We start from the raw sequence: 14,023 nt of genomic DNA, 5'->3' as shown, positions 1-14,023 counted from the left end.
TTCATACCTGTGGAAAAGTAGGCGTTATGCACACCTGCAGCAAGGGTAACGCGCTTCGCTACCACAGGCAATATGCTGCGGAGAAGGATGCGGCATAATTCGCTTTTTTTGACAGAATTCGATCTTTTGTAGCCATATGACGCAACTAACACATGTTAATTGCCGGGCGCAAAAGTGCTGCAGATGCTTATTTCTTCTGCACGGTAGCAACGGGCTCCGGCGGCTGGTAATTGTCAATATGATTGGCAACACCCAGCAGGATCACGGAGACGGTGAGAACAATCCAACCTGTTAATTCAATAAGACGATTCATTACTGATGACATTTGCTTTGATTTATCCATAAACACAGGCTGCAAATGTTACTAATCTCTCAATAATACAGCAAGATAATTGGGAACGATTTCTCCCTCTTTTTCGCGGTAAGTTAAGCATAAGTGGCATATGTTTGACTTAAGTTAAGAAACAACCTTTGTAGCGTAAAGGTTATTAAACTATTGAGACGTTGCAGGGTATGGTGTGAAATAGGTCAGTCCTGAATTGAGAGGCAATAACATGAGCGACAACATCCGCGTTGGGCTAATTGGCTATGGTTACGCCAGCAAAACTTTCCATGCCCCGCTGATCGTGGGCACACCGGGCCTGGAATTGGTTGCAGTTTCCAGTAGTGATGAAGCAAAAGTGAAGGCAGACTGGCCGCAGGTCGCGGTTGTTGCTGAGCCTAAGCATCTTTTTAACGATCCGAATATCGACCTGATTGTGATCCCCACGCCTAATGATACGCACTTCCCGTTAGCAAAGGCTGCGCTGGAAGCGGGCAAACATGTGGTTGTTGATAAGCCTTTCACTGTGACACTGTCACAAGCTCGCGAACTGGATGCGTTAGCGCGTAGCCTCGGGCGTGTGCTGTCTGTTTTCCATAATCGGCGCTGGGACAGTGATTTTCTGACGCTCAAAGCTCTGCTGGCGGATGGTGTGCTGGGGGAAGTCGCGTATTTCGAATCTCATTTCGATCGTTTCCGTCCGCAGGTTCGTGACCGTTGGCGTGAACAGGGCGGCCCGGGAAGCGGTATCTGGTATGATCTAGCACCGCACCTTTTGGATCAGGCGATTAACCTGTTTGGTTTACCCGTCAGCTTGACGGTTGATCTGGCTCAACTTCGCCCGGGGGCGCAAGCAACGGACTACTTCCATGCCATTCTGACGTATCCGCAGCGTCGTGTGATTCTGCACGGTACCATGCTCGCAGCCGCAGAATCGGCCCGTTATATTGTACACGGTTCGCGCGGTAGCTATGTGAAGTATGGTCTTGACCCACAGGAAGAGCGCCTGAAAAATGGCGAGCGACTGCCTCAGGAGGATTGGGGTTATGACATGCGCGATGGCGTATTGACGCGAATTGAAGGTGAAGAGCAGGTTGAAGAGACCTGGCTTACCGTACCGGGCAACTATCCTGCGTATTATGCTGGCATTCGTGATGCGTTAAATGGTCACGGTGAAAACCCGGTACCGGCGAGACAAGCGATCCAAATCATGGAACTGATTGAGCTTGGTATTGAATCAGCTAAGCATCGTTCGACATTGTGCCTTGCCTGATTACGCCAATGCCGGATAACTGTGCCCGGGCACAGTTATCCGGCCTACAAAAACCCAACGTAGGCCGGATAATCATTAGCGACCTGCGATACTGCTATTACGCTGCGGCAACTTTCTCACGCAGCGCACGTTTCTCTTCGTTACTCAGAAATGCCATTTCCAGTCCGTTGATTTGCGCCTGGCGGATCTGTTCTCGCGTTAACCCCGCAGCGGGTGCGGCAATGGTGTACTCATGAATAATATCCACCCCTTGCACCGCCGGATCGTCCGTATTTAAACTGGCTACCACGCCGTGCTCGAGGAATGTCTTCAGCGGATGGGTCGCCAGGGAGGCGACGGTGCTGGTCTGAATGTTCGATGTCAGGCAGGATTCGATGCCGATCCGGTGCTCAGCGAGATAATCCATCAACGCACGATCTTCAACGGCTTTAACGCCGTGACCAATACGCTCAGCGCCCAGCTCTTTAATGGCCTGCCAGATGCTTTCTGGTCCCGCGGCTTCACCTGCATGCACGGTAATACGCCATCCCGCGTCACGCGCCTGGTTGAAATGCGACAGGAACAGACTACCCGGGAAGCCCAGCTCGTCGCCGGCCAGATCCAGGGCGGTAATCTGGTCCCGGTGTGCTAACAGCGCATCCAGCTCCTGCAGGCAGGCGGCTTCACCGAAGGTACGACTCATAATGCCAATTAAGCGTGCCTCGACGCCAAAGGTCTTGCAGCCTTCGCGAACGCCGGCAATGACGGCTTCAACTACGCCAGCAACGGGAAGTTGATGCGCCATCGCCATATAGCCTGGGGAAAAACGTAATTCTACATAGTGCAGGCCGTTACGTGCGGCATCCTCAATATTCTCAAATGCCACACGGCGACAGGCATCCAGCGAGGCCAGTACCTTCACGCCCCAATCGAGCTTGGATAAAAAGCTCACTAAATCCGGCTCAGTAGATGTGATTTGTACATGAGGGATCAGTGTTTCAAGTGTTTGCGCCGGAAGCGTCAAATTGAACTGACGACCCAGATCGAGGATCGTTTGCGCACGGATGTTACCATCAAGATGGCGATGGACGTCGGTTAGTGGGAGGGAAGTATCAATCATGGTCGCACTCGTGTATTTAGGTAAAGTGCGTCGTATTATATGAAAAAATCGGGATAAAAATCTATGTTGCGCAATGAATAATTTCATTGCGCAAACTGAGTTAGCGTACCGAATGGATGGCGTTAATCAATCCCTGAACGCCTTTTTCAAGCTTGGATCGTGGACATCCGGCGTTGAGACGCACAAAACCTCGACCTTCTTCTCCGTAGGTATATCCCGGCATGATGGCGACTCTCTGCTGGTTGATGAGAGCATCCTGCAAGGCATGGTCATCAATATTCAGCGGGCGCAGGTCAATCCATGCCAGATAAGTGGATTGCGGAACCTGCCAGTTAAGTTCGGGGAAGGCCGCATTTAGCTCTTGGGCTACGTAATGCAGATTACTGGCAAGATAGTCGCGCAGCGAATCAAGCCAGCTTGCGCCTTGTTGATAAGCGGCAATATGCGCGCTAAGCGCCAGCACCGCAGGCGAGGAAAGACCATCACGACCCTTCAACGCGCTGAGGTAATCATTGCGGCTTTGCGCATCCTCAATGATTCCATAAGCCCCGGTTAATGCCGGAATATTAAAACTCTTTGAGCCGGAGGTGAGCAGAGCCCAGTTTTCGCGCGCGACGTTACTCCACGGAATGTGCGGTTGTTCTCCCCATACCATATCCATATGGATCTCATCGGAAATAACCTTAACGCCGTGGCGTTCGCACAGTTCCGCCATGGTTTCCAGTTCATTGCGAGTCCACACTTTGCCCGTCGGATTTTGTGGGCTGCAAAGCAGAAGAATTTTACTTTCTGGTCGAGAAAGCGCTTTCTCCAGGGCAACCATGTCGCAATACCAGCCGTCAGTGCGCTTTTCCAGTTCGACAGCGCGCACCACGCGCTGATTACCTTCAATTGCTTTGTAAAACGCGTCGTACGCCGGCGTATGAATCACCACCGCATCACCCGCAGAAGACCACTGGCGGATCAGCTCCGAGACCATATAGATGACCGAGGGGCCATACACCAGCGACTGAGGATCGATTTGCGTATTGTGACGCATATGAAACCAGTGGCTAATCGCTGCCAGAAACTCATCATTTTTCCAGCGACTGTAGCCGAGCACGCCATGTGACAGGCGCTGAGTCAGCGCCTCCAGAATACAAGGCGCGGTGGCAAAATCCATATCGGAGATGGTGAACGGCAGCAGGTCGGCTGAACCAAAACGGTCGGCAACGTAATCCCACTGAGTACACCAGGTACCGTGCCTGTCCACTACCTTTGAAAAATCATACATAGTGTTGTCCTTAAGCCTGTACGGTGTTCATCAGAACCGCGATCTCGTCTTTTACTGACTGGACCTGCGGACCAATAACGACCTGAAGGTTATGCTGATTGAGCTGTACTACGCCAATGGCACGATTGTCCTTCAGAGCCTGTACGTTAACAAGCGACATATCTTTTACTGACAAACGCAGACGGGTAATACAGTTATCCAGGCTGACAATGTTTTCCGCACCGCCCAGCGCTGCCAGAATAGCAGGAACGTTGTAACCCGATTTACCAGGCGCTCCAGCCATGACTTTCTCGATATTGTTGGCAAGTTCTACTTCACGACCCGGCGTCTTCAAATTGAAGCGTGTGATGGCGAAGCGGAAGATCACGTAGTACACCGCAAACCAGATCGCCGCTACAACAGGGACCAGATACCACTTGGTGGACAGCCCGTGCAGAATGCCAAACACCACGAAGTCAATCAGGTTACCGTCAGTATTACCGATGGTGACGCCAAGTACCGCCATTACGGTGAAGCCAAGCCCGGTCAACAGGGCGTGGATCACATACAGAACCGGGGCGACGAACAGGAATAAGAACTCGAGGGGTTCGGTAGTGCCACCAATAACGCAGGCAATCAGACCAGAAATTAATAACCCTTTAATTTTATGACGATTTTCAGGACGCGCGCAGTGGTACATCGCTAATGCCGCACCCGGTAAACCACCGAGGAACGCCGGCATTTTACCCTGGGACAGGAAGCGAGTTGCGCTTTCAGAGAAACCTTGCGTTGTCGGGCAGCTCAACTGAGCCTGGAAAATAGTTAGTGCGCCGCTCACACTATGACCGCAGACTTCCTGAGTACCACCGGCCTCCGTGAAGCGAATTAATGCCACCAGAATATGATGCAGGCCAAAAGGTAGCAGCAGACGTTCACCGGTACCAAACAGCATCGGACCAAATTCGCCTGCGCTGTTGATGATGTGGCCGAGCCCGGTAATACCCATGGCGAAAACCGGCCAAATCAGGGGAATAACCAACCCGACCAGTCCCATCACCACCGAGGAAATGATAGGCACAAAGCGGGTTCCGCCGAAGAATGCCAGCGCATCCGGCAGGCGAATATTGTGGAAGCGTTCATGCAGCATCCAGACAATGATCCCGGCAATTACTGCGCCGAGGATCCCGGTATCGATCGACTGGATCCCCAAAATATTTTGCACGTTGTTGGCTTTCAGGATCGCTGCATCAGTGGTGGGTAAGATACCTTTGGCGGTTAACCAGAAGTTGACGGCAAGGTTCATGACCGCATACCCGACAAAACCGGCAAAAGCCGCCACGCCTTTGTTCTCGCGCGCCAGACCAAGAGGAATGGCGATACAGAACATCACTGGCAGGAAGCTAAACGCAAATGAGCCAACTTTACTCATCCAGGTAAAGATGGCCTGTAGCAGCGGATTTCCCAACGCCGGGATCAGCGTCAGGACATCATGGCTGCTTAACGAGCTGCCGATCCCCAACATGATCCCACAAAATGAGAGCAGTGCGACGGGCAGCATGAAGGTCTTGCCCAACTGCTGAAAAAATTCCCATAACGTTATTTTTGGTGTGGTTCTCGTCGTCATCAAACGACTCCTTGTAAAAGCTGGCTGACTAATGATGGCGAGAAGATAAAACGTTTTACCTAATTTTAGTGCGGTACAAATCACATTATCGAACGATAATAGAGCGTATAAATATAAGTGATTGATAAAACGTTTTATCCATCACGTTATCAGGGAGTTTTCTGTTTTTATGGCTATAGCCAAAAAAATAACCATCCATGATGTTGCGCTGGCTGCAGGGGTTTCGGTCAGTACTGTCTCATTGGTGCTTAGTGGAAAAGGGCGAATTTCATCAGCAACCGGCGAACGGGTGAATGCTGCTATTGAGCAACTGGGATTTGTACGTAACCGGCAAGCATCTGCATTGCGCGGTGGGCAGAGCGGTGTTATTGGTTTGATTGTGCGCGATCTTTCTGCGCCATTTTACGCCGAATTGACGGCGGGCCTGACGGAAGCGTTAGAAGCACAGGGGCGCATGGTGTTCTTACTGCACGGCGGGAAAGATGGTGACCAGCTGGCCCAGCGTTTCGCGATGTTACTCAATCAAGGGGTAGATGGCGTGGTGATCGCGGGGGTAGCTGGCAGCAGTGACACACTGCAACAGCTGGCTGCTGACAAAGGGATCCCAGTGGTTTTTGCATCACGAGCCAGCTATATGGACGATGTTGACACCGTCAGGCCCGATAACATGCAGGCTGCACAGTTACTGGTTGAACATCTGATCCGCCACGGACACCAACGAATTGCCTGGCTGGGTGGCAAGAGTTCTTCATTGACCCGCGCAGAGCGCGTCGGCGGCTATTGTGCTACGTTGCTAAAATATGGTTTACCGTTTCATAGCGAGTGGGTGCTGGAATGTTCATCCAGTCAGAAGCAGGCCGCAGAAGAGGTGACGGCGCTATTACGTCGCAATCCAACGATCAGTGCGGTGGTATGCTACAACGAAATCATTGCCGTAGGTGCCTGGTTTGGCCTGATGAGAGCGGGGCGTCAGAGTGGTGAAATTGGCGTAGATCGCTATTTCGAACAGCAAATTTCGCTGGCCGGATTCGCCGATGTGGCAGAAAACGCGCTGGACGATATTCCCATTATCTGGGCATGCACGCCTGCGCGTGAAATGGGATACACCCTTGCTGAACGCATGTTACAACGCATTGGCCACGATGAAAGTCATTCACGCAATCTGACGCTTTCCGCTCGTCTGGTGGCAGCGAAATAAAAAAGCCCGACAAACAACGTTATCGGGCCTGTCATCGAGACGTGATTACTGTTGAGGGATGGCTGGAGCATCCGGTTCTGCCAGAGAAGGCATACCGAACATACCAACAAACTCATCCAGTGGCATTTTTTGCCCGTTCAGCGTTACCTGGCCGTTAGCGTATTGCAGGCTGGAGCCGATAACGTTGTCCTGCAGCGTCGTAATACGGAACATCTGGCCCATTGCCGCCAGGCCATTAACCTGTTGCTTCGCCAGATCCGCCGCTTCTTCCTGCTGATATCCTTCCAGTTTGGCAATCTTCGTCATGAACTCGGTCGCCATATCGACAGGGATTGTCAGCTTCGCATCCAGTGATTTGACTGAACGGTCCACTTCCTGAGCCAGCGTTTGCGGCTCCACGGTATTTGTGGTCGGATCTTTTAGCAGCAGGGACAGGTTAAATGCGGTTTCACCCTTTGCATTCTTCCAGCTCAGTGGGACAATGGTGATAACCGGTTCGCCTTTCATCAGAATCGGCAGCGCATTAAAGAAGGCTTCAGTGACTTTCTGTTGATAGAGCTCAGGGTTCTGTACCACATCAATCTGCGCCATCAGCGCTTTGGTTTGGGCGCTGTATTGCTGACTAAACTGATGCAGTGCTTCCCCGTCAATCTGGCCAACTTTCAGCGTCAGCTTACCGCTCCCCATATCCTGACCCTGCAATTTCAGGCTATTCAGGGTGTAATCCAACTGGCTGTTGACGGTTTTGCCATCGTTGATCAGATCGGATTTACCATCGATGCCCATGCCTTCCAGAACCGCTAACTCTTTGCCTTCGACTGAAATCGACAGTTTTTCGAGTGACAGTTTCTGGTCGCCAATGCGTTCACCAAAGCTGGCGATACTGCTGGAACCTTCAGTTTTCAGGTTATTGAACGTAATTTGTACTTTCTGATCATACTCATTAACCGCATTAACCAGACCACTCTGCGCATCGCCAGTTAACGACACAGCATTACCGTCTTTGTCAGCGGTAAACTGGAACTCACCGCCGCTAAAGGCGACTTTTTCATCGCCTTTCTCGTAGTTCAGTGGTTTGAGAGTAAGATCGGAACGGGTATCCCCGCTGTAGCCAATGCGCGAATTAATGACGAATGGCGTCTCGCCTTTGGCAATATCAAACAGTGGTTTGGTAACGTCGTTATTCACCAGCGTCGTTTTCACGGAGGCCATCGCTGGAACCAGATTCAGTGACTTCAGTTGGGCCAGCGGGAAAGGACCGTGATCCACCGTTTCATTCAGGACAATACTTTGCCCCGGTTTCAGCCAGGAATCTGCCTGTCCGGCAATAGGTTTTACCACCAACTGCAGTTGGCTATTGAACACGCCGCGCTGGTAGTTCTGATAACTCAGTTCAATGCCAGCCTCGGGAGAGTAGCGTTTTAACTGATCGTTTGCCTGCGTCACCATCTCGGCGAGATGCGTTTCGAGTTTTTTTCCTGTGTACCAGGCGCCGCCCGTCCAGACGATACCCAGTGCAACCACCACACCCGCAGCTACCAGCGATTTTTTCATTTTGATATCCATATAATAAAACCAGACGCTTGAAGACGCCTGGAGGAGTGACATGTCTCTAACCTACTACAGCTTAGCAAGAGATGTTAAAAATATCAGTATCTTGCTACAGCTTGTTATAAACCCGAGCTAAACGACCCGTGCCGCTGACGTTTATCGGTGATTCATTCGCACTAATAAAGGCCGATTCACCCGGCTGCAACACCAGACGCTGCTCGCCTTTGCTCAGCACGGCTTCACCCTCAATGCAGAACAAAATGGCCGCACTTTGCTGGTTGATATCTGCGCCATCGGCGGTCAGTTCATGCAGAGAAAATGCGAAATCGTCTACCGGAATGGGGAAGTCCAGCTCGCTATTAGTTTTTATCGGTGTCGTCAGCAATTGGTTCGCAGGCTTGGCGACGAACTTAACGTTGGCGACCAGCTCGGGAATATCAATATATTTTGGCGTCAGTCCGGCGCGCAGCACGTTGTCTGAGTTGGCCATTACCTCAAGCGCCACACCTTGCAGGTAGGCGTGTGGAGTTTCAGCAAATAAGAACATCGCTTCGCCAGGATTAAGTTTCACCACATTCAGCAACAGTGGGGAGAAGAGCCCGCTGTCGTTCGGGTAGAAGTCAGCGATCTGGCGAATGGTTTGCCAGGGTTCACCCTGTTGGCTGTTCAGCGCGGATTTCAGGATCGCCAGCGCATGGGATTTCTCCTCATCCTGCATATTCAGCAAACTGGCGAAAAGATAGCTCAGACGTTCGGCATTCGGTTCCTGCAGGAAATGTGCAATAGCCGGATGCGCTGCGGAAACCGGTTGTAACAATGCAACAATGTCTGAGAACTCGCGAAATGCATTCATCGCCAGGAAAGGGGTTAAAGCAAAAACCAGTTCCGGCTTGTGGTTAGGGTCTTTGTAGTTACGCTCGGCGGCATCCATCGGGATCCCCGCCGCGTTTTCTTTAGCAAAACCGATTTCAGAGTTGTGTTTGTTAGGATGGACCTGAATCGAAAGAGGTTGCGCGGCGCAGAGTACTTTAAACAGGAAAGGCAGTTCACCAAAGCGTTTCGCAACGGCATCGCCTAACAGTGCGGATTTGTCATTCTCGATGACGTCGCGCAACGCGATCGTCTGGCCGTTAGCGCCCATAACCTGCGAACTGCTTTTCGGATGCGCGCCCATCCACAGCTCAGCCATCGGCTGCTGAGTGGGATTGGCAATCCCATAAAGTTCCGTTAACGCAGTTTTACTTCCCCAGGCATAGTTCTGCACTGAGTTGATGAGTTTTTGCATGCTCAAGCCCTGTTTCAATGTGGAATTTTCTACGGCTATTAAAGCAAGAAACCCGTGGGGAAGTAACCTGCACATGTAAAAAGTCGTCCTTGTCTCAGTTTTTGTTAAAAAATTGTGTAGGATATGGTGACTCGCTTTTAATACCCTGAGTAATTCCGGTTGCGGAAAGCCCTTCCTTCTGCAACCCGACCTGCGGCAGGGAAGCAGGGCAATGGAACATCTGCCCAGAGAATAACCAGACCGAGCAGTAAGTGAGAGCACAATGTCAAACAAACCCTTTCATTATCAACATCCTTTTCCCCTCAAAAAGGATGATACCGAATACTATCTGCTGACCAGCGACCATGTCTCCGTTGCCGAATTTGAAGGGCAGGAGGTTGTCAAAGTTGCGCCGCAAGCATTAACTTTGCTGGCTCGGCAGGCGTTCCATGACGCATCGTTTATGCTGCGTCCTGCGCATCAACAGCAGGTAGCCGATATTCTGCGTGACCCTGAGGCCAGCGAAAACGACAAATATGTGGCACTGCAATTCCTGCGTAACTCTGACATTGCGGCAAAAGGTATTTTGCCGACCTGCCAGGACACTGGCACCGCGATTATTGTGGGTAAAAAAGGCCAGCACGTCTGGACCGGCGGCGGTGATGAAGCGGCGCTGGCGCGCGGTGTGTATGACACCTACATCGAAGATAACCTGCGCTATTCACAAAACGCCGCGCTGGATATGTATAAAGAGGTGAACACCGGTACCAACCTGCCAGCACAAATAGATTTGTATACTGTCGACGGCGATGAATACAAATTCCTGTGCATTGCTAAAGGCGGTGGTTCGGCGAATAAGACCTATCTGTACCAGGAAACCAAAGCACTGCTCACGCCAGGAAAATTAAAAAGTTACCTGGTTGAGAAGATGCGAACGCTGGGAACAGCGGCCTGCCCGCCGTACCATATTGCGTTTGTAATCGGTGGAACATCAGCGGAAGCCACGCTGAAAACGGTGAAACTGGCGTCTGCTAAATACTACGATGATCTGCCGACCGAAGGTAACGAACATGGCCAGGCATTCCGCGATGTGGGGCTGGAAAAAGAGTTACTGATTGAGGCGCAAAATTTGGGGCTGGGCGCCCAGTTTGGCGGGAAGTACTTTGCTCATGATATCCGCGTAATCCGCCTGCCGCGTCACGGCGCTTCATGTCCGGTCGGTATGGGAGTCTCTTGCTCTGCTGACCGTAATATCAAAGCTAAAATCAACCGCGAAGGTATCTGGATCGAAAAACTGGAACATAATCCAGGCAAGTACATTCCAGAAGAGTTGCGTCAGGCTGGAGAGGGGGAAGCGGTGCGCGTTGATCTCAATCGTCCGATGAAAGAGATCCTGGCTCAGCTGTCGCAGTATCCGGTTTCTACGCGACTGTCGCTCAATGGTACAATCATCGTTGGCCGAGACATTGCTCATGCGAAACTGAAAGAACGTCTGGATAACGGTGAAAGTTTGCCGCAGTATGTTAAAGATCACCCGATCTATTACGCCGGTCCGGCAAAAACGCCAGAGGGCTACGCCTCTGGTTCGCTTGGTCCGACCACAGCCGGGCGTATGGACTCGTATGTTGACCAGCTTCAGGCCGCTGGTGGGAGCATGATCATGCTGGCGAAAGGCAACCGCAGCCAGCAGGTTACCGATGCCTGTCATAAGCACGGCGGTTTCTACTTAGGCAGTATTGGCGGTCCTGCGGCTGTACTGGCGCAGGGCAGTATCAAGAGTCTGGAGTGTGTGGAATACCCTGAATTGGGGATGGAAGCCATCTGGAAAATTGAAGTGGAAGATTTCCCGGCGTTTATCCTGGTGGATGACAAAGGCAATGATTTCTTCCAGCAGATTCAGACGTCGCAGTGCGCACGCTGCGTTAAGTAACGTCAGCCGCCCTACGGGGCGGTTTTTTTTACCGCACGAACCACCAAACGACAGTTTTATCCTCGTTAATACTCATAAGACCAACGCAAGTGGGCAATGTCGAAACATAACCTAATCAATTGTTAATGTGAGGAGCAGGTAATGGTAACGGTACGCCGCGAAAATGATTCAATGGGGGCGATTGATGTCCCGGCTGATAAGCTTTGGGGCGCGCAAACCCAACGATCGCTGGAGCATTTTCGTATCTCTACGGAGAAAATGCCGGTCTCGCTGATCCACGCGCTTGCGCTGACGAAACGCGCCGCAGCAAAGGTTAACCAGGATCTCGGACTGCTGGCGGAGGATAAAGCCCGCGCAATTATGCAGGCGGCAGATGAGGTGTTGGCGGATAAGCACGTTGATGAGTTTCCGCTGGCCATCTGGCAGACCGGGTCTGGTACGCAAAGCAATATGAACATGAACGAGGTGCTGGCAAATCGGGCCAGCGAATTGCTGGGCGGCGTGCGGGGGATGGAGCGTAAAGTACACCCCAATGACGATGTCAATAAAAGCCAAAGTTCAAACGATGTTTTCCCGACTGCAATGCACGTTGCCGCGCTGCTGGCTCTGCGCAAATCGCTGATCCCGCAATTGCAGGTGTTAACCAAAACGTTAAGCGATAAATCCCACGCGTTTGCGAATATTGTCAAAATTGGTCGTACGCATCTGCAGGATGCCACACCGTTGACGCTGGGCCAGGAGATTTCCGGCTGGGTGGCAATGCTCGAACATAGCCTGAAGCACATTGAAAACAGCTTGCCGCATGTGGCGGAACTGGCGCTTGGTGGAACAGCGGTAGGGACCGGACTCAACACCCATCCGGAGTATGCCCGGCGGGTCGCGGATGAACTGCGAGTCATCACCTGTGCGCCGTTCACTACCGCACCGAATAAGTTTGAAGCGCTCGCCACCTGTGACGCGCTAGTTCATGCCCACGGCGCGCTAAAAGGGCTGGCGGCGACGCTGATGAAAATTGCCAACGATGTGCGCTGGCTGGCATCCGGTCCGCGTTGTGGCATTGGTGAGATTTCGATTCCGGAAAATGAACCGGGCAGCTCGATCATGCCGGGCAAGGTCAATCCTACCCAGTGTGAAGCGCTAACCATGCTTTGCTGTCAGGTGATGGGCAACGATGTCGCGATCAACATGGGGGGGGCGTCGGGTAATTTTGAGCTCAACGTTTACCGACCAATGGTCATCCACAACTTCCTGCAGTCGGTACGGCTGTTGGCAGACGGTATGGAAAGCTTTAACGAGCACTGCGCAACGGGGATTGAGCCCAACCGTGAAAGAATCGATCAGCTGCTTAACGAGTCGCTAATGTTGGTGACCGCGCTCAATACCCATATCGGTTACGATAAAGCGGCTGAAATTGCCAAAAAAGCGCATAAAGAAGGGCTGACCTTAAAAGCCTCCGCCCTGGCACTGGGGTATTTGACCGAAGCGGAGTTTGACAACTGGGTACGCCCGGAGTTGATGGTGGGTAGCATGCGGCCTGGCAGTTAATCAGCAACGTACAGGTGCAGCCGGGGAATAATCAATCTCAACGGCTGCGCCTGAGGTTTAAAACGATGCTGGACATTGTCGGCATCGTAATTCAGTAACTCGCCGATATCCGGTACGGTCATACCGTTTTCATTGTTGATCAGCGCGATCAATGGCGTCGGACAGGCGTATTGTACCTGCTTTTGTGCTCCTTTGTACCAGACGCGGGCGATCGGCTGCACTTTTACCGGTCGTTTAATCTTCAGGCGCGCATGCTGCCCCAGAGCGGCAATATCCTGATATTCACGTTCAAGTTTTGCCTGCCACTCTTCACGCGTCCAGGGATGTACGCTACGCGGCGACGTCAGGCTTTTTTCCAGTTGCTGCAACACTTCATCGCGCTTCAGATTTTTAATAATGTGTTTGTTGGCCCAACCAAATCGCAGAGTCGCCGGTTCTCTGACAAGGGTAAGTGTACGGTAGGCATTCAGCGTAATCAGCCCGGGCAGGTGGCGATGCACCCATTCAAAACGGGCTGCCGGTGCGAGCCCGGATTCCACTGTGACAATGCGCTCAAAGGTGGTTTTGAGCTGATTAATACGCTGTATTTGCGCTTCCAGATCACGTTGAGTCGCATTATCCACCTGATAACACAGCACGCCAGGCAGGCGGACAGCTGCTTTACTGCTACGATTCTCGGATTGTTGCTGGATAAACAAATGACGATAGTGGCGCAGCGCCAGTGTTTCTGCTTCTTTACCTAAATGCTGTTTAACATCAATGCTCGGTAGCGGGGCGTGTTCTGCTTCTTTAACCACTTCCGGTAACGAGAATACGCGTGCAATCAGCAGCGTCTGCTGCAACAGATTTTCATTCAGAAGTGCCAGCTCTTGTTCCATCTGGCGGAAGGTGCCGTTCAGGCGGTCGACGAGATCGTAACGGGTCATTGGGGTTACCATTTTAGTTACAACATACTTTTTTATAGC

The 14,023-nt window shown here is 51.8% G+C and carries 11 protein-coding genes; 4 read left to right on the top strand and 7 right to left on the bottom strand.

What is annotated here, in order from left to right:
* Positions 1–187: 187 nt before the first annotated feature.
* Positions 188–313, bottom strand: coding sequence for a division septum protein Blr (blr, locus tag OGX99_RS20710; RefSeq protein ID WP_210905250.1), 126 nt, complete (start codon positions 311–313; stop codon positions 188–190).
* Positions 314–554: 241 nt separating this feature from the next.
* On the opposite strand from blr, the gene OGX99_RS20705 reads away from it, so the two are divergent.
* The gene (locus OGX99_RS20705; RefSeq protein WP_151225417.1) at positions 555–1,595 is read left to right on the top strand and encodes an oxidoreductase; all 1,041 of its coding nucleotides are present in this window, start codon (positions 555–557) and stop codon (positions 1,593–1,595) included.
* A 97-nt stretch (positions 1,596–1,692) separates the two neighbouring features.
* Here OGX99_RS20705 and add read toward each other — a convergent pair whose 3' ends face one another.
* The 3 genes from add to malX form a co-directional block, all read right to left on the bottom strand.
* Positions 1,693–2,694, bottom strand: a complete 1,002-nt coding sequence (gene add, locus OGX99_RS20700; protein ID WP_151219119.1) for an adenosine deaminase — start codon at positions 2,692–2,694, stop codon at positions 1,693–1,695.
* A gap of 100 nt (positions 2,695–2,794) precedes the next feature.
* On the bottom strand, positions 2,795–3,967 hold the full coding sequence (locus OGX99_RS20695; protein ID WP_210905040.1) for a MalY/PatB family protein: 1,173 nt from the start codon (positions 3,965–3,967) through the stop codon (positions 2,795–2,797).
* 10 nt (positions 3,968–3,977) lie between these two features.
* On the bottom strand, positions 3,978–5,570 hold the full coding sequence (gene malX / locus OGX99_RS20690; RefSeq protein ID WP_151225419.1) for a maltose/glucose-specific PTS transporter subunit IIBC: 1,593 nt from the start codon (positions 5,568–5,570) through the stop codon (positions 3,978–3,980).
* 169 nt (positions 5,571–5,739) lie between these two features.
* Here malX and OGX99_RS20685 point away from each other — a divergent pair, with 169 nt between their 5' ends.
* Positions 5,740–6,768, top strand: a complete 1,029-nt coding sequence (locus OGX99_RS20685; protein WP_151219121.1) for a Mal regulon transcriptional regulator MalI — start codon at positions 5,740–5,742, stop codon at positions 6,766–6,768.
* 45 nt (positions 6,769–6,813) lie between these two features.
* On the opposite strand, the gene OGX99_RS20680 is transcribed toward OGX99_RS20685, so the two are convergent.
* Together OGX99_RS20680 and manA are read right to left on the bottom strand one after the other, a co-directional pair.
* Positions 6,814–8,322 (bottom strand): YdgA family protein, encoded by a 1,509-nt coding sequence (locus OGX99_RS20680; protein ID WP_286544957.1) that lies wholly within the window; start codon positions 8,320–8,322, stop codon positions 6,814–6,816.
* A gap of 106 nt (positions 8,323–8,428) precedes the next feature.
* Positions 8,429–9,604, bottom strand: coding sequence for a mannose-6-phosphate isomerase (manA, locus tag OGX99_RS20675; protein ID WP_151225421.1), 1,176 nt, complete (start codon positions 9,602–9,604; stop codon positions 8,429–8,431).
* Between the two features lie 262 nt (positions 9,605–9,866).
* Here manA and fumB point away from each other — a divergent pair, with 262 nt between their 5' ends.
* Both fumB and fumC read left to right on the top strand, forming a co-directional pair.
* Complete coding sequence (gene fumB, locus OGX99_RS20670; RefSeq protein WP_286544954.1) at positions 9,867–11,513, top strand: class I fumarate hydratase; 1,647 nt, start codon at positions 9,867–9,869, stop codon at positions 11,511–11,513.
* Between the two features lie 141 nt (positions 11,514–11,654).
* Positions 11,655–13,058 carry a class II fumarate hydratase gene (gene fumC / locus OGX99_RS20665; protein WP_252838357.1) on the top strand — a complete coding sequence of 468 codons (1,404 nt, stop codon included), beginning with the start codon at positions 11,655–11,657 and terminating at the stop codon, positions 13,056–13,058.
* On the opposite strand, the gene tus is transcribed toward fumC, so the two are convergent.
* A complete protein-coding gene (gene tus / locus OGX99_RS20660; RefSeq protein ID WP_187252487.1) occupies positions 13,055–13,984 on the bottom strand; it encodes a DNA replication terminus site-binding protein in 930 nt (309 codons plus the stop codon). The two genes, fumC and tus, sit on opposite strands and share 4 nt — an antisense overlap.
* Positions 13,985–14,023: the final 39 nt, after the last annotated feature.

This window comes from Citrobacter sp. Cu096 (assembly GCF_030332285.1).
Lineage (GTDB): Bacteria > Pseudomonadota > Gammaproteobacteria > Enterobacterales > Enterobacteriaceae > Citrobacter > Citrobacter meridianamericanus.
Note: the sequence above shows the minus strand (reverse complement) of the source record. Positions and strands in the feature narration are given on the sequence as shown.